We start from the raw sequence: 16,374 nt of genomic DNA on the forward strand, positions 1-16,374 counted from the left end.
ATCGGGCAACTATCGCTTCAACGCCCGGAGTCACCTACACACGCATTCGTATACCGCCCTATCCTCGGCCTCATGGTCCAACAGTCCGCCACCACCCTCGACGTCCAAACGCCCGGCCGCGCCCTCGTCGAGATCACCCGTCACGTGGCTGATTGGGTCGACGAGCAACCAGTCCAGACCGGCTTGTTGACCCTGTTCATCCGCCACACCTCCGCCAGCCTCCTGATCCAGGAGAACGCCGACCCCGATGTGCAGGCTGATCTGAATCGCTTCCTTGCCCGGCTGGTGCCCGATGGCGATCCTCTCTTCCGCCATCGCGACGAAGGCCCGGACGACATGCCGGCGCATGTGCGTGCCGCGCTCACGGCGGTTCAGCTGTCGGTTCCGGTCATGAACGGCCGCCTGGCCCTGGGCACGTGGCAAGGCATCTACGTGTGGGAGCACCGCTTGCGCCCGCACCGTCGCCAAGTGGTGCTGCATCTGCTGGGCGAATAGCCGGGCCGCGTGGGGCGACCGCCGGCTGCGGCGGCAACGTTGAACCACTGTGCGCCAAGTTCGACTTTCGGTGGCTTACACATCATTGAATTCCCCGGGCTTGAAGAGCGGGTCACCCGCAGCGCGCACCGCGTCCGGGCAACCGACTGCCTTCACGGCGGCGCGCAACTCGGCTTCGGTGCAGCAAAGGCTCATTGCCCAATCGCAGATTTCATCGTCGTGCTCGAGCGAGATGAGATTGGCGACGGCCTTGAATGCCTCGCGCAGATCCCGTTCCGTACAACCGAGCCGCGTCGCCCATTCACGCAGCTCACAGTCTCGCTCGACCGAGATGGACTCAGGTTCGCCGGTCTTGTTATCCATGGGATCTCCGGTTTGTAAGAACGCTGGTTGCGACGGGACGCCGCGGACTTTTGCGTGGAGCCACGCGACCCACGGGTTACACCAGTGGAGTCCATCCCGACGGGTTTTCATCCTCGCCTTGACATTCGCGGCGCGGACCGATCGCGCTGTTCTGACAGAGTCTGCGCAGTTCGTTGACGCCCTCGTGCAAAGCCTGTTCATAGCTATCCTTCCCGCGAGACGCCGAGTTCAGAAGGCGGAATTCCTCGTGGTGAGGCGCTCGCGACTCCAGCAACACCCAGTAAAAATGCCCTGGGTCCGGCTCGTCGACTGTCACTGCAATAGATCGGAGGAAACTTGGCATGTATTTCAAGGTGAAGTGTCGGGCACGCAGGCCCTTCAAAGGAGTCAGAGGGTGCTCGAGAGGCATGGCAACAGGGGCACCGCTGTTCGAGATATTCAGGAGCTTCTGATGGTCCTGCCCCAGGCTGAGAACATCCTGCCAAACAGGGTTCGTCTTCGCGGCGCTATGAGTTTCGCGTTGCCGGAAGCAATCTGACCGAGGTTCTCAAAGACATACCTCGGTGGCGCGGTACGGAAGCCCAAGCTTCGTTCCGCCAACTGGATCACGCGCATGGCGAGCAATGAATCACCGCCGAGGTCGAAGAAGTTGTCGCTGGGCCGGATCTCTGAGATCTTCATCTGGAGCACGTCGGCCCAGATCTGCGCCAGCTGCAGTTGACCAGGAACAAGCCCCGTGGTGCTCGACGTTTCCGCAGCACTGTTCGCTGTAGCCTCCGCTCGCTCGTAAGACGCACGCTCGTCATTTCCACTGCGCGACAAGCGCTGAAGGTACGCCGCGTCGGGCGAATCGCCGGCCGCGACCAAGGCGCCCAAAGTTTCTTGCGGGTGCTCCACCACCTGTTGCAGCAACTCGACATAGCGATTCCCCAATGCCGCAGCGGTTTCGCGCCGGTAGATGTCGGCGTTGTAGGTGAGCCCGCCCTCAAGACCGGCACGCCCCTCGGCCAGCCACAAGCCGATGTCCTCGGTGGCGCCGCGCTGCGACACCTGAATTTGACGGTGCCCCAGCGGTCCAATGGCTGGCGCCCGCTCGCGCGTGTCCTCGAAGGAGAAGAGCACTTGGTAAAGGCCGACGCCCTTGGCTCGTCCAGAAAACTCAGGCTCGCTCGCAAAACGCTCGAAGGGAACCTGCTGGTTGTCCATCGCCGAGACCAGTCGATGCTTCAGGTATTGCACGAACTCGGCGAGCGTCTGCCGAAGGTCAATCTCGACGGAAAGTGGCAGCAGGTTGCCAAACAGGCCCATCACCGTTTCGAGCTCCGGAAGCTGGCGACCGCGGACCGGCGTTGCGACGACGAGCGAACGCGCATCGGCCGCGCTGCTCAGCAGAAGAACGTAGATGCCGAGCGCGAGCATATTGAGCGTGACTTCATGGCGGCTCGCCACCGACCGCAGCTTTTGCGTGAGCACCCCATCGACGGCCAACCAGTGCGTACTGCCCTGGCCGGTCATGCCAGCTCGGCGCGGCATATCCGTGCGCAATGCCTTCGGCGGCGGTGCGCCGGCGAAGCAGCTTTTCCAGAAACTCAACTGTTCCTCGAATTGCGTCGAGGCCAACCAGCTCAGGTACCACTCGGCATAGTCGCCGTGCGTCACCGTCAGTGCAGGCAGGTCATGCGGCACTCCCTCGAGCTGCGCTTGATAGATGACGGACAGCTCGTTGATGAGCAAGTCGACCGACCCGCCATCCCACACCAGGCGGTGCGGGACAAAGACGAACACGTGGTCGTCGTCGTCGATGCGAATCAGGGCGGCGTTGAAGAGCGGCGCACGATGAATATCGATCAACTGATCGGCCACTTCCTGCAACTTCTCGACAACTTCGGGCTCGCGCTGGTCGGCGGGCAATCCGCCCAGGTCGATGCGCAACATTTCGACCGGCACCTCGGCAGCGATCGATGCGACGAACTCGCCGGTCTTCGCGTCTTTGTGAAATGCGGTACGCAACGCGGGCTGACGACGCACGATCTCGCGCAACGCCTCATGAAAGGCCGATGCGTTCAACCGGCCCGTCAGCCGGTGAGCCGACGGCGTGTTGTAGACGGGTCGACCGGGGTGCAGTTCTTCGAGAAACAGTATGCGTTCCTGCATCGGCGTGAGGGGCGCGCTGAGCCGCCCGGTGCGGTGCGGTATTCGCTCCATGGGAGAAATGCCCCCCGCCTGCAATTCGCTCACGGCCGCCGCCAGGCGCTCTGCGGTCGGCGCTGCGAATAGCGTGCGCAGAGGGACGGTCACGCCGAACTCCCGACTCAACGAAGTGGCAAGCCGCGATGCCAGCAGCGAGTGGCCACCCAGGGCGAAGAAGTCGTCTCGGATGCCCAGCGCCGGCAGGCTCAGCACCTGCTCCATGGCACGAAGCACGATCCGCTCGCGCCGGTCGCGCGGGGCAACGGTGTGGCTGGGCTGCGTGGGCTCCGTGGTGCCTGGCTCGCCAGGTGCAGGCAGCGCCTTTCTGTCGGGCTTGCCGTTGGGAAGCCGTGGAAACGCGTCGAGCACGACGAGATGCTGCGGCAGCATGTACTGCGGAAGACGCGCGCACAGCGCCTGCTTCACGACCGAGGTGTCGATCTCGGCACCGGCTGCCGCGACGAGATAGGCGACCAGACGCACGTCGCCGGGCTGGTCCTCACGCGCAACAACGAGGCTTGCGCCCACCGCGGGCACGTCGTTGCAGCACGCCTCTACCTCTCCCGGTTCGATGCGATAGCCACGCACCTTGACCTGGTCATCGAGGCGGCCGAGATGTTCGAGCAGGCCATCGTTGCGCCAGCGGCCACGATCGCCGCTACGGTACAGCCGGCCCCCTGCGTCGAACCCCGCGTCGGAAACGAAGAGCTTTTCCGTCAGCTCGGGGCGGTCGAAGTAGCCGATGGCGAGACCGGCACCGCCGATGCAGATTTCGCCCGGCACGCCGACGGGGCATCGCTGCCCTTGAGCATCGATGATCCAGACGCTGGTGTTCGCGATAGGTCGCCCGATGGATACGCCATTGCGAACGACCTGCGCATCGTCCACGCGCCACAGGGTCGAGTAGACAGTCGTTTCCGTGGGCCCATACAAGTTCCAGAGCTCACCGCAACGCGAACCGAGGGCAAGTGCCAGGTCGCGGGACATGGCCTCTCCGCCCGACATGGCCTTCAGTCCCCGCTTGCCTTGCCACTGCGCATCCAGCAATAGCCGCCAGGCACTCGGCGTGCCCTGAAGCACCGTGATGTCCTCGCTTTCGATCAGCCGGCGCATGGCCTGTCCGTCCATCGCCGTCTCGCGAGCCACCAGAACTACTTCGGCACCGACTTCGAGCGGAAGGATCAGCTCGAGCACCGCAATGTCGAAGCTCAGCGTGCTCACGGCCGCCACCCGGTCTTCAGGGCCTATGCCAAGCTCGTGGCGCATGCTTCGAAGGAGGTTGGCAACGGCCCCGTGAGGTATGGCCACGCCTTTTGGCTTGCCGGTCGAGCCGGAGGTGTAGATGAGGAAAGCCATGTCGCCGGACTTGGCGTCCTGCGGCCCAGGAGGCAGCGGGCTGGCCGGCGCTTCAAGCCACCCGACGTCTGTGTCCAGCTGGAGCACCTGTTTGTCGGGATCGTCGCACCAGCTGCCGGGAGCGTTGGCGATGCCGGACGCGGTGATCAGCAGACTGAGCCGCGCATCCTCTGCTTGATAGTCGAGGCGCGCCTTCGGGAAATCCGGGTCCAGCGGCACGTAGGCTGCGCCGCTTTTGAGGACCGCCAGCAGGGCAACCACCATGTCGACATCTCGCCCCAGGCACAGGCCTACCCGCTCCCCGCGCCCCATACCACGATCGCGCAATGCATGCGCCAGACGGTTGGATCGCTCGTCCAGCTCACGGTAGGTCCAGCGCTGCGCGCGGTGTCGCAGCGCCACTCGATCAGGCTGCGCCACCGCAGTCACTTCAAAGCCTGCATGCATGAGGCCGCTGCTCTCCAGCGGCGTCGGTGCCGGCTGCAGCGCGAGAAGACGCGCCTCCTCGGCGGCAGTGAGCAGATCGACGCGGCCGAGCGCGGCGCGGGGATCGCACACTGCGGCCACCAGGAGGCGCTCGTACATTCCCAGCCAGCGACGAATGGACTCCTCGTCGAACAGGTCGGCGTTGTACTGCACCTCGTACTGCATGCCGCCAGCGACCGGCGTGAGATTGAGAAAGAGTTCGAAGTTCTCGTAGGCGCGCGGGATGCTGCGCAGTTGCGTCTGCAAGCCGGGGAACCCATCGACCGCCCTCTCGGCGCCGGCGTCGACGTTGAAGAGGACGCTGACCAGTGGCAGACGACTCGGATCCCGTGGCACCAGGAGCTTCTTGAGAAGCGTGCCATAGGTGAGGTTCTGATGCTCGAAAGCATCGAGCAACAGGTCGCGGCTCTGGCTTACCAGTTCGTGCAGGGCCGTCGAGGCATTCACCGAGATGCGCAGGGGCAGGAGGTTGACGCAATGCCCTACGAGCCCAGGCATTTCGCTGGCGAGCTGGCCGGCGGCGGCGATGCCGACGACCAGATCCTCCTGCTCTGTCAGGCGATGCAGGAGACCGGCGAAGGCACCGAAGAGTGCGGCGTAAAGGCTCGCCCCCGAGCCGGCGGCCAGCTTGCGAACCGCGCCGATCAGCTCGGCGTCGAGCAGTCCGTCCATGCGGCGTGACCGGAATGTGCGCGTTTGCGGTCGCGGTCGATCGAGCGGCAACTCGAGCATCGGCACGCTGCCGCCGGCGAAGCGCTCCAACCAATAGTCGACATGGGGCTGCATACGCGGGCCGGCCATCTCGTTGGCCTCCCACTGCGCGTAGTCCGCATAGCGAGGCGCCGGTTCCAGCGACGAGCCCACGCCCAATTCGAGCGCATAAAGGGCACCCAGCTCAACCCATATCACGCTCCAGGACCACCCATCGCAGACAGCATGGTGGGCGCTGATCAGGAGTGTGTGATCTTCCGGCCCGATGCAATAGAGCCGTGCTCGAAAAAGCGGACCCTGCTCCAGGATGAAGCGTTCGCAAACCGCAGTTTCGAAGGCCGCCGCCAGCAGGCGCGCCTGCCCCGCCGCATCGGACTTCGACAGGTCGATACGTTGCAGCGCGAAGGGCTGGGCTGCAGCAATGAACAGTTGCGTGCCATCCGCCGAAAAGGTGGCGCGAAGGCACTCGTGGCGCGCCAGCAAGCGGCCGATCGATCGCTGCAGCGCGCCTTCGTCGAGCGGGCCCGCAAGTCGCAGCGCGCTGCCTTCGTTGAACGCCAGGGCGGCCTGCGGACTTAGACGATCTCCAAGCCAAACCTCGCGCTGAGCCTCGGTGGTGGCAATGATCGCCGTCACGTCGCCGAACACGAAAGGATCGAAGGTATCTGAGTCGGATTTGGCAGCCCTCTGTAGTGCGTCTCTCACGAAGCAGTCCTCGCTGAGTGGGTATGTCACGTTGTGCTGTCGCGCGGACGCGCATCGGAGCTGGGTGAGCACGTAAAAATGTGAAAACTTCACAACCACCCTGGGTTGTCGTGGCCCGGCCAATAGTCAGGTGTCGGACGGCGTCTCGTGGCCGTGTGCGCAAACCTCCGGCAGTTCGAGGTTTGAAGCCGCGTGCGGGCGTTAATGCGCGCGCCGATTACCGAAGTCACAACTCGTGACCGCCAATGTCTATCGCCCTGTTGAGCGTCATTTGCACGACTTAGGATGGCCTCAGACCGGTGGAAGTCGCGTGCTCAATGACAGCGTGCTGACCACCGCCACTGAAAGACAAGGAGGAAAAATGACTTGGCAACAAGAGGTGCCGACGGCGATGCCCGGCGCGAACCTCGACCGCGGCCGCCAGTGGCAGCACGATTTCGTCGTCGAGTGGCACCGCCTCTCCGAAGGGTGTGCCGACCTTGAGCAGACGGCCAACTTCGCCATCGAGCTGTATGCGCTGCAGGGCACGCGCAGTCCCGTTGAGGTCGCTCGCGAAGCATGGGGTGGGGCGCTGTAGCGTTGATAGCCTCACGGCTGCATCCTGGATCGTCGCGTGTTGCCAACGCTGGAGTTCGCTGACGGCGCGGCCTGCCGTAGGAGAACGCCGCAAGCGTCGGCTCGTGTGAGGCCCTCAACATATAACCGCAAAGTACTCATGTTTTGCGGAGAGCCCATGCCTTGCAAGTGCCACGTCTTTCGCCTCAGCCTTGTCGCCGTTTCCGTTGCAGCCTTGATATCGGGTTGTGGCGGCGGCGGCGGTGGCACGAGTGGCCTTTCGGCGGCGGGCGCCGGGAAGGGAGCGACGAGCGACGGCAGCAGCAGCGGCACCGGCGCGCCTGAGGCGACCAGCAGCGACGCCGCCAAACCCGGCAAGATCCGGCGCGCGGTGCGCACGCGCGACGACATCGAGCGCGAGCGTGAGCGCGAGCGCCAAGTGCCGGCGCCCATCGACCGGGGCGACGGCCCGAAGCGCAAGAGTTCCAACCTGCAGACCGGCACCATGGCCGGCCCCGAGATCCAGGGCCAATGGTCTTCCGCAAGCAGTTGGCCGCTCAATGCCATTCACGCCATCCTCACGCCGGACGGCAAGATCATGAGCTATGGCACCGACCCGGACGGAAACCAGGGTGCACAGCTTTACTACGACGTGTGGAATCCGACGACCAGCGCGCACAGCCTGCTGCAGCACGCCACACGCACCGACATGTTCTGCAATGCACAGGTGATGCTGCCGACCACGGGGCAGGTGCTGCTGGCGGGCGGCGACACCCGCGGCCTGAACGACGGCACGCCACCCAACCTGGGCGTGCGCGACACGAACCTGTTCGATCCGCTGCTGCTGGAACTGAAAGCCTCCGGCACGCCGATGCAGTACGCGCGCTGGTACGGCTCGCTGTATCCCCTGGCGGACGGCCGCGTGCTGACGGCCGCCGGCATCGACGAGAACGGCGCCGGCGCGGGACCGCCAGAGATCTACACGCCGGGCTCGGGCTGGAAGACGCTGTCGAAGATCGCGAACTGGCCGGCCGACTGGTACTACCCGCGCGGTTTCCTGGCGCCGAACGGCAAGGTCGTGATCGCCAGCGGCAGCAGTCTCTTCAGTCTGGATGTCGAGGCGGAGACGATGGACTCCATCGGCACGCTGCCCAAGAACACCGACTGGACACTGCCCTGGGCGCTGTTCGATCGCGGCCGCATGATGATGGTGGACGACGAAGGAGGCGCGATGGTGGTCGACGTCAACGGCAGTACGCCCGTCGTCACGCCCATCGCCGGCCCCGGCACCAATCGCATCTGGAGCACTGCGACGGTGCTGGCCGACGGCAAGGTGGCCGTCACCGGCGGATCGTCGGAAGACAACGTGCTGGTCGACACCGCCTTCTCCACTCTGATCTGGGACCCGAAGACCAACGGCTGGACCACCGGCGCATCGGCCGCCAAGCCGCGGCTCTATCACTCGTCGGCGATCCTGCTGCCCGACGCGACGGTGCTCTCCGTCGGCGGCGGCTCGCCCGGCCCAGTGGTCAACCTGAACGCCGAGATCTATTCGCCGCCCTACCTCTTCGACAGCAATGGCCAGAAACAGGCGCGGCCGATGATCAACGCCGCGCCCGCCAAGGTGGACCTCGGCTCGACCTTCGGCATCACGGTGGCGTCGGGCCGGGCGATCCAGCGCGTGACGCTGATTCGCACCGGCTCGGTGACCCACTCGACCAACTTCGAGCAGCGATTCCTGGAACTGCCCTTCACGCAGGAGACGGGCAGCTCGACTGTGAGCATCAAGCTGAACGAAGGGCCGAACACGCTGCCGATCGGCTACTACATGCTGTTCGTCATCGACAGTGCCGGCGTGCCCTCCGTGGCCAAGATCATGAAGGTCGACGCGAGCTGGTCCAAGGCCGCCGATCAGGGGCAGAGCTTCACCCTGCCGACGGCCACCACGGTGCGCTATGGCAGCGGCAGCAAGTGGGTCCAGAAGACCGCCTCCGGCGCTGTGGCCTGCACAAATGAATTCTTCGGCGCCAATCCCGCACCCGGCCTCGCCAAGGCCTGCGAGGTACTCACGCCGCAAGCGCCGGGCGTCGTGCTGGGCAATCAGCCGCCTTCGGGCGACAAGCTGGTCGCCAACGAAGGCGGCAGTTTCAGCACGGCGAGCCCGGCCTTGGTGAGCTTCGGCGCAGACACCCGCTGGATCAGCAAGATGGTCTCGGGCAGCGCCAGCTGTTCCAGCACCTTCTTCGGCCTGGACCCGGCACCGATGACGGCGAAGTCCTGCTTGGCGGACACGCCTTCCGCCTCGGCTCCTGCCCCTGCCCCTGCCCCTGCCCCTGCCCCTGCTCCTGCCCCTGCTCCTGCCCCTGCTCCTGCCCCTGCTCCTGCCCCTGCTCCTGCCCCTGCCCCTGCTCCTGCGCCTGCGCCTGCTCCTGCTCCTGCTCCTGCTCCTGCTCCTGCGCCTGCGCCTGCGCCTGCTCCTGCGCCTGCTCCTGCGCCTGCGCCTGCTCCTGCTCCTGCTCCTGCTCCTGCGCCTGCTCCTGCGCCTGCTCCGGCACCAGCCCCGCAATACACCCCCCTGGCTCAGGAAGGCGGCACCTTCACCGTCCCGAACGGCACACTGGTGCGCTACGGCGCAGACACGCGCTGGATCGAGCGGACCGTGAGCGGCAATGGTGCTTGCACCAACACTTTCTTCGGAGCGGACCCCGCGCCTTACACGGCGAAGTCCTGCGTGACGCCGACGGCGGCACCTGCACCTGCACCTGCGCCTGCGCCTGCGCCTGCACCTGCACCTGCACCTGCACCAGCTCCGGCTCCAGCTCCGGCTCCAGCTCCGGCTCCAGCTCCAGCTCCAGCTCCGGCTCCGGCTCCAGCTCCAGCTCCAGCTCCAGCTCCGGCTCCGGCTCCAGCTCCAGCTCCAGCTCCAGCTCCAGCTCCAGCTCCAGCTCCAGCTCCAGCTCCAGCTCCAGCTCCGGCTCCGGCTCCGGCTCCCGGCACCGTGCTCGCTCCGGAAGGCGGTACCTTCAGCGTGTCCGCCGCGACACTGGTCAAGTACGGTGCCGACACGCGGTGGATCACCAAAACCGTGACTGGCACGGTGAACTGCACGAATGCCTACTTCGGCAGTGATCCGGCACCGTTCACAGTCAAGTCTTGCGTGGCCGGCTGAGCCTTGTCTCGAGTGTCGCTTGGCGAAACCAGAAGCGCACAGGAGGACCGCCTGAACATCTGCGTCGACCAGGCAAAGCGCGGCCGATGGCCTCCAGCAAATCCCGAAAGGCGATGAGGGCCAACCCGGCCATCGACGCGACGTCCACTACATAGGCGTTTTGTCATGATGCAGATGGTCGCAATGCACCCTGACTCGTATGGCAAGTGAGCCTGCCCGCGATCCTCGACGAACGAATTTGTATTTCTGGAATCGCAGCCTTACCGGCAGCCCTGCCGCGATGCGAGCACACGGCGATAGGCCGCCAGGTAGTTCGCCATCATCTGCCCCCCTGAGAACCGCTGCGCGTTCTCCAAGCCCAGGGTGCGCATCTCTTCAAGCCGTCCGGCGGCATGTTCGATGGCTTCAGCCATGGCCTCGGGGTTGTGTGGATCCAGGTAGCAAGCGCCTGGGCCCCCAATCTGGTTCATCGGCTCCAGATCGGAAGTGAAAACCGGGCAGCCGCAAGCCTGGGCCTCGATCAACGGCCAACCGAAGCCTTCCTGCAGGGAAGGAAACAGCAAGGCCGTGGATCTGGCGTACAGCGCACAGAGCTCCTCGTGGGAAACATCCTGCAAGGTTCTGATCCGCTCGGCAACACCATGCTGGGATGCCAGGGCTGTCAGATCCGGATCCAGACGCGGCCCTACCAGAATCAAGTGTTGCACGAGAGCGGGGACACCATTCTCGGCAGCGCGCCGTTGAAGCGCGATGAACGTTTCGATCACTGCCTTGCGATTCTTGCGAGGTAAATCCAAGCCAACGTGGATGAGGTATTTGTCTTGTTCGCCAACTCCCAATCGCTTGATCAGCTGCTGGGCTTCCTGGGGCTGTACAAGTGAGAAGCTGTCGTTCAGGCCGTTGAGCACTGTCGTCACTCTGCGTTCATCTACAAATTGCAGATCGACCAGAGCGCGCTGAGTCGTGTGCGAAACACAGGCGATCAGGTCGGCTTTCGCAAGTCCCGATGAAATGAGACGTTGGAATACGCGACCGCTCCATCCGACATTCCACCCTTCGACCATTCCTCTCGCGGCCTGGACCGCGATCACGTCGTGGCAGGTCACGATCGTCGGCCTGCTGTTGACCCAACGCACGTACATGCTGTTGGAGTGATCGCAGATATGGACCACGTCCGCCCAGCGGGCTTGCGTCGCAAGACTCGGGATGAAGAGGATGAATTTGTCTATGTAGCCAAGCCACTTCCACAAGCGAGAGGTGCGCGGCAGGCGCTGAACCCGCTGCGGCGGAGTGATGACGCGCAGTTCGCAACCCAGCTTGGGCAGCTCGCGTTCGAGTACGCGCAGGAACGCTCGCATGCTGGTCTGATTGTCCGGTCCATAGTTGCCTACCAGCAGGATCTTGATCGATGAATGACTTTCATCGCGAGCTTCAGAGCCCATGATTCTTGGAAGTTCATGATCCAGGAGGTCACGGACTGCTTCATTTGTTGTTGTCATATTCAGATCACTCTTTTCCTCGGAGCAGCAAGTTCCGGCTTGCTCTATGCAGCGCACGGATTTTTCAAGGGATCTGAGCAGCCTCAGTGAGTCATGCACGTGTGTACCGAACGAGGCATCGCCGCATCAAGTCTTCTGAGCGGGCGTTTCTTCGATCGATGAAGCAGTGACTGCCCTCAGCGCGCGCAGGCGTTCGTTCGCGGGCTCGGTCGTCAGGGCCACGGTCCGCCCGTCCTCACGGGTCCAACGCATTCTGGTTTTCGTGCGTCTCGCGTCGAGCCATTCCAACATTCCCGCGGTGCCCAGCCCGACGAACGAAGCAATGGCAACCATCAGCGAGCCGACCATGACCAGCAGTTGAAGATCGCGTAAGCCGAAGCCGGCGTCACCTACCCCGCCCGCGGAAAGCGCATAGGGCGGCGTGGCCTCGGGCGGGAAGATGAGCCCCAGGCCGAACAGGCCGAGCACCATGATCGTTGCGAACACGGCGGTCCGTGCGAACAACCGCCGATACGTTCTGTGCGCCTTCGCTGGTGAGTCCATACGATGAGTCATCCATTCGGGAACACGAACACGGTAGCGCAGCTGGAGCACCTCGCCTGGCCAAAAGCACCGTAGCTTGGAAGCGGATCGAGCTTGGCCATCCTCCCCTTGAGAAAGCACTCTGGACAAGGGATCGGTTCGCCCGCGTTCGCTTGGGCGTCGCGCCAGGCATCCTCCCAAGCGCCGATCAGCAGTTGCTCGGCGCGCTTCGCTTGAAGATGGCTCAGCAATTCGCGGTGCATGCCTTCGAATGCCATTTTTTGTCGTGTCCGCGCGTTACCTGCCCGGACCGCCGCCGCCACCGGGGCCGCCGCCACCACCGCCGGGACCGCCACCACCGCCGGGACCGCCACCACCGCCGGGACCGCCACCACCGCCGGGACCGCCGCCACCGCCGGGACCACCGCCACCACCGGGACCACCGCCACCACCGGGACCGCCACCACCACCGGGACCACCGCCACCACCGGGACCGCCACCACCGCCGGGACCACCGCCACCACCGGGACCACCGCCACCGCCTGGGCCACCGCCTGGGCCACCGCCGCCCCCGCCGGCACCGGGGCCGCCGCCTGCGCCACCACCGCCTGCACCCCCGCCGCCTGCGCCGCCACCGCCTGCGCCACCACCGCCTGCGCCGCCACCGCCTGCGCCGCCACCGCCTGCGCCACCACCGCCTGCGCCACCACCGCCTGCGCCACCACCGCCTGCGCCACCACCGCCTGCGCCGCCACCGCCTGCGCCGCCACCACCTGCGCCACCACCGCCTGCGCCACCACCGCCTGGGCCGCCTCCGCCTGCGCCACTACCACCAGGGCCCCCGCCTGCGCCGCCAGCACCAGGGCCGGCACCCCCTGCGGCACTGCCGGCAGCACCACCACTGCCGGCCCCACCTGCCCCAGGACCACCAGCCGAACCGCCGCCAGAGCCATCCCCGCCGGCAAAGAGCCAGTGGAGGCTGCCACCGCCCGAGCCTTTGGAAGGCGCCGCGCTTCCAGCCTGGCGCGCGCCGGTGAGGGGCTGCGATGGCTGCGCCACTCGCGCCGACGGAGCAGAGTTCAGACAGACCGCCTCGCCGAATGGGTTGTATCGATCGCAATGACCTGGCACTGCTTGCCGGGGCGCAGCGGTCTGGTATTGCGTGCCAGGAATCGGCCGGAAACGCGGCTCACCGACGCGAGGCGGTGCACTGGGAACGAACGAAGGTTGAGCGAGTGCTGGCAATGCATCGACCCTGTCCGGCGCAGCGACCTTCGCCGGCTCGACGGCTCTTGGCGCTTCGCGAACCACGGGCTGCTCACGGGCTTTCGCCGACCTTTCGGCGCCTGCCGTCCCGATGGAGGCAGACCTGGTTCGCGGGCGCGCCGCTGGAGCAAGCATCGTTCCAGGCGGTGCAGGGTCGGGCGTCGCTGCACTCCTGGCCGGCGCGGGCGAGTCGTCCTGGACAAGAGGAGTCTCATGCGCTTGGGAGGCCTGGACCTCTTGCGCAGGCGACTGGGTGGGCTCGCTCTTCGCCTCGACCGTCATTGCTGGAAGTTCGCTTTCCACTTGCGTTGGCGCAAGAGCAGGCTCGCTCTTGACCTGATTCGCCGATGAAGGGGAAGGCTCGCTCTCGGCCTGCGTGGTGACAGCGGGATCGGGTTGGGCAGGCCCGATCGTTTGAGCTGGGCTTTCCGGTGCTGTCGCGGCTTTCCATGAGACCGCCGCCGGATCAGAGGGCGGTGCGACCTGTGTCGTCGGGCGGCCGAGATACCACAGCACGAAAGAGACATGCAAGAGCGCCAGGATGATCAGTAGCCAGACGATCGACGCATCGACCCCTGCGGGCACTGGAATCCCAAGGACGTGTCGCGGGGCCTTGCTCCGACGCTGTGCGCGCACCGGAGGCCATGAATCCACCGATGGCGACGAAACCTGGTGCGCGGCCGTGGCGTTCGCCAGCGCCCCCGTGGGTTCTTCGCCCTCCTGCGGCAGGAGCTTGCGCGCACAATGCCGGCAGTAGTGAGCGGTGTCCCTGTTGAGGGTCTGACACGCGCTGCAGACCCGGGTCAGCTGGTGCGGCGGAATTGCTGGCCCTGGCGGCTGCCAGCCTGTCCAGTTCGGCTGCGCCGATGTCGTCTTGGACGGGGCGGGATCCGGCGCTTGGAGCGGCTCATTCGCGGCGGCGTCGGCCGCATGGTCCAACATCGGCTCGCTGTCCACCGTCTCGCCCGTGTCCGGCTTTACCTGGAGGACTGCGTCGCTCATGGCAGGTATTCGGCTCTGGGTTATACGACTGGGACCAGTGCTGTAAGACACGCCAGCACGGTGATCACGAGCCAGAAGGCGCCCAGGTCCCATGTCCAACTGCGCGTCAGACGGGTGGGCTGCCGGGGTCCTGGCGGCATCGTGGCTTCGAAGGTGCTCCTCGCGGCATAGAACGCTGGAAGCTTGTGCGAGCAGGCCTTGCACAATCGCGCAGAGCCGAGATTGACGGTGCTGCAGGCCTCGCAGATCTCTGTCGAGTCCAACCTCGTGCGGTCGAGCGCCAAATCAATCAGATCGCCGAAGACGACGTCTGACGGCTTTGGGCCTGCCACAACGATGCTAGAGGCCACGGCGATTCTCTTTGCCCATGGACCGCGCAAACCCGAGCCTGCGCCGAAGGCGCTGCTCCGCAATGGCCAGCTTTGCGAAGACCAGAAGATCTTCGTCGGCAGGCCCCGTTCCGCTGCCGTGAACATAATTTCGGAACGCCCCGACGATGCGCGCCTGCACTGCTTTCCTCGCGCGTGTGGCGACAGCCCGGTCGCTGCGCTCTCGTTCTCTTCTTGCGCAAGCTTCGTTCGCAGGCGCGTGTCGGGAAGCGAGCGTAGACCAGCACTTCCTCCATGCTGCCGCCTTCTTCTGGCGTGTGACGAAATGCGACATTTCTTCTCCGACGAGTTGCGGCAATACGTGGGAAATATTCACACGATTAATGCTCTTGTCTTATATTTATATGCGTCTGGTTGTAAGACGCCGGCTGATGTCGCTGTCCAGTTCGTAACTCATCGTTACCTGGCCATCCGCCAAGGGGAAATCTTTGGGCACGAAACGCACTGGATCGAGAAGCGCCGAGCGTGAAGCGGAGATGGCCGCAACCGCCGGCGAGAGAAGCAACGAGGCCGAACGCCAAGCCGGCTGGGTGCTCGAGGCTTGCTCACGCGTGATGCGCCCGGTCGTTCGGCTCGCGTTGGCCTTTGGCCTGAAGCACTCCCAGCTCGAGCTCACGCTGCGCGAACTGCTGATCGATGAGGCGCGACGGGCCTGGCGCCAGACGGGCACGGAACCGAACATCAGCCAGCTTTCGGTGACGACGGGCTTGAACCGCAAGGCCGTCACGGCCAAGGTGCGGGAGTCAGAAGAACCCCTGCCGCACACCGAGATGTCAGCAGCGGCCAAGGCCTTGACCCTCTGGCTCCAGAGGGCTGCCGATGATCCGACGTCCCGCGTCTTGCCCATCACGGCAGAGGGCGAAACAGCCTCCTTCGAAGCCTTGGCCCGGCAGGCTACGCATGGCAACGTGCATCACCGCAGCATCCTCGATGAGTTGCTGCGATTGGACATGGTGATCGAGCATGCCGGCAGCGTGGAACTCAACGCTGCCGCATTCGTACCGTCGAAGGACCTGAAGAGCATGCTCGCCTTTCTGGGCGACAATGCCCGCGATCATTTGTTCGCGGGCGTTGCCAACACACGAGGAGCACAGCCGCCTTTGCTGGAACGCTCGGTGTTTGCCACCGGAATCCCGCTCGAGGACTGCGAGCGAATCCATCAGCGGGTGCGCGAACGCTGGGGCGTGCTTCACAACGAACTGACGCACGAGATGACGCGCGCCTTCGAAGCGGCCGGGAAAGACGCCAAAGGCCGCATCAGAGTCGGCATCTATACCTACTACGAAGATTCACCGGACGAGTAAGCTGCGCGTCCTTCCCTTGTCCGTTCCCTCGCACCGATAGAACAGAAGATGACCAATACCTGGCTGCGCAACAGCTTTCTGGCACTGCTGATCGGGGCGCTGGTCTCGTGCGGCGGTGGTGGAGGCGGCGGCGGTGTTGCCGTCGGTGGCGCCGGCATTGCGGTATCGGGCACGGGATTGAGTTCGGGCGACGGGAGCAATCCGGCCGGCGGTGGCGGAGATGGCCAGGGTGGCGGTACGTCCGGCTCGGGCGGAACGGCGTCTGGCTCCGGAGGCACAGGCACAGGCTCGGACGGGACGGCCTCCGCCCCCGGCGGAACCGGTACGGGCTCGGGCGGCACCGGGACCTCGACCGCATCGGG

The 16,374-nt window shown here is 65.2% G+C and carries 10 protein-coding genes and 1 pseudogene; 6 read left to right on the top strand and 5 right to left on the bottom strand.

Translation table 11 applies throughout. From position 1 onward, the window contains the following. Positions 1–72 precede the first annotated feature (72 nt). Positions 73–495: a secondary thiamine-phosphate synthase enzyme YjbQ gene (locus AC3A6X_RS30560; RefSeq protein WP_487845691.1), complete on the top strand. Its 423-nt coding sequence runs from the start codon at positions 73–75 to the stop codon at positions 493–495. A 75-nt stretch (positions 496–570) separates the two neighbouring features. On the opposite strand, the gene AC3A6X_RS30565 is transcribed toward AC3A6X_RS30560, so the two are convergent. Then, on the bottom strand, positions 571–858 hold the full coding sequence (locus AC3A6X_RS30565) for a DUF3606 domain-containing protein (RefSeq protein WP_487845692.1): 288 nt from the start codon (positions 856–858) through the stop codon (positions 571–573). Positions 859–1,296: 438 nt separating this feature from the next. Continuing rightward, a complete protein-coding gene (locus AC3A6X_RS30570; protein WP_487845693.1) occupies positions 1,297–6,249 on the bottom strand; it encodes an amino acid adenylation domain-containing protein in 4,953 nt (1,650 codons plus the stop codon). A gap of 292 nt (positions 6,250–6,541) precedes the next feature. On the opposite strand from AC3A6X_RS30570, the gene AC3A6X_RS30575 reads away from it, so the two are divergent. Together AC3A6X_RS30575 and AC3A6X_RS30580 are read left to right on the top strand one after the other, a co-directional pair. Then, complete coding sequence (locus tag AC3A6X_RS30575) at positions 6,542–6,883, top strand: hypothetical protein (RefSeq protein WP_487845694.1); 342 nt, start codon at positions 6,542–6,544, stop codon at positions 6,881–6,883. 156 nt (positions 6,884–7,039) lie between these two features. Continuing rightward, the gene (locus tag AC3A6X_RS30580; RefSeq protein WP_487845695.1) at positions 7,040–10,030 is read left to right on the top strand and encodes a galactose oxidase early set domain-containing protein; all 2,991 of its coding nucleotides are present in this window, start codon (positions 7,040–7,042) and stop codon (positions 10,028–10,030) included. 260 nt (positions 10,031–10,290) lie between these two features. Here the strand turns inward: AC3A6X_RS30580 and AC3A6X_RS30585 are convergent, their stop codons facing one another. The 3 genes from AC3A6X_RS30585 to AC3A6X_RS30595 all read right to left on the bottom strand — a co-directional run bounded on the left by AC3A6X_RS30585 (position 10,291) and on the right by AC3A6X_RS30595 (position 13,037). Beyond that, positions 10,291–11,529 (bottom strand): glycosyltransferase family 4 protein, encoded by a 1,239-nt coding sequence (locus AC3A6X_RS30585; RefSeq protein WP_487845696.1) that lies wholly within the window; start codon positions 11,527–11,529, stop codon positions 10,291–10,293. A gap of 126 nt (positions 11,530–11,655) precedes the next feature. Beyond that, positions 11,656–12,015, bottom strand: coding sequence for a hypothetical protein (locus AC3A6X_RS30590; protein ID WP_487845697.1), 360 nt, complete (start codon positions 12,013–12,015; stop codon positions 11,656–11,658). Positions 12,016–12,080: 65 nt separating this feature from the next. Continuing rightward, on the bottom strand, positions 12,081–13,037 hold the full coding sequence (locus AC3A6X_RS30595) for a hypothetical protein (RefSeq protein ID WP_487845698.1): 957 nt from the start codon (positions 13,035–13,037) through the stop codon (positions 12,081–12,083). Positions 13,038–14,541: 1,504 nt separating this feature from the next. Between AC3A6X_RS30595 and AC3A6X_RS30600 the strand changes: the two genes are divergently transcribed. The 3 genes and pseudogenes from AC3A6X_RS30600 to AC3A6X_RS30610 all read left to right on the top strand — a co-directional run. Continuing rightward, positions 14,542–15,177: a hypothetical protein gene (locus AC3A6X_RS30600; RefSeq protein WP_487845699.1), complete on the top strand. Its 636-nt coding sequence runs from the start codon at positions 14,542–14,544 to the stop codon at positions 15,175–15,177. Between the two features lie 7 nt (positions 15,178–15,184). Beyond that, positions 15,185–16,012, top strand: a complete 828-nt coding sequence (locus tag AC3A6X_RS30605; RefSeq protein WP_487845700.1) for a DUF6502 family protein — start codon at positions 15,185–15,187, stop codon at positions 16,010–16,012. A 48-nt stretch (positions 16,013–16,060) separates the two neighbouring features. Next, positions 16,061–16,374: pseudogene (locus AC3A6X_RS30610) on the top strand (hypothetical protein); the annotation flags it as partial.

The organism is Variovorax sp. Soil_C_12 (assembly GCF_057657375.1).

Coding starts and splice junctions, on each gene's coding strand:
- AC3A6X_RS30560 (WP_487845691.1), top strand. CDS start 73: ATGGTCCAACAGTCCGCCACCACCCTCGACGTCCAAACGCCCGGCCGC.
- AC3A6X_RS30565 (WP_487845692.1), bottom strand. CDS start 858: ATGGATAACAAGACCGGCGAACCTGAGTCCATCTCGGTCGAGCGAGAC.
- AC3A6X_RS30580 (WP_487845695.1), top strand. CDS start 7,040: ATGCCTTGCAAGTGCCACGTCTTTCGCCTCAGCCTTGTCGCCGTTTCC.
- AC3A6X_RS30585 (WP_487845696.1), bottom strand. CDS start 11,529: ATGACAACAACAAATGAAGCAGTCCGTGACCTCCTGGATCATGAACTT.
- AC3A6X_RS30605 (WP_487845700.1), top strand. CDS start 15,185: ATGGCCGCAACCGCCGGCGAGAGAAGCAACGAGGCCGAACGCCAAGCC.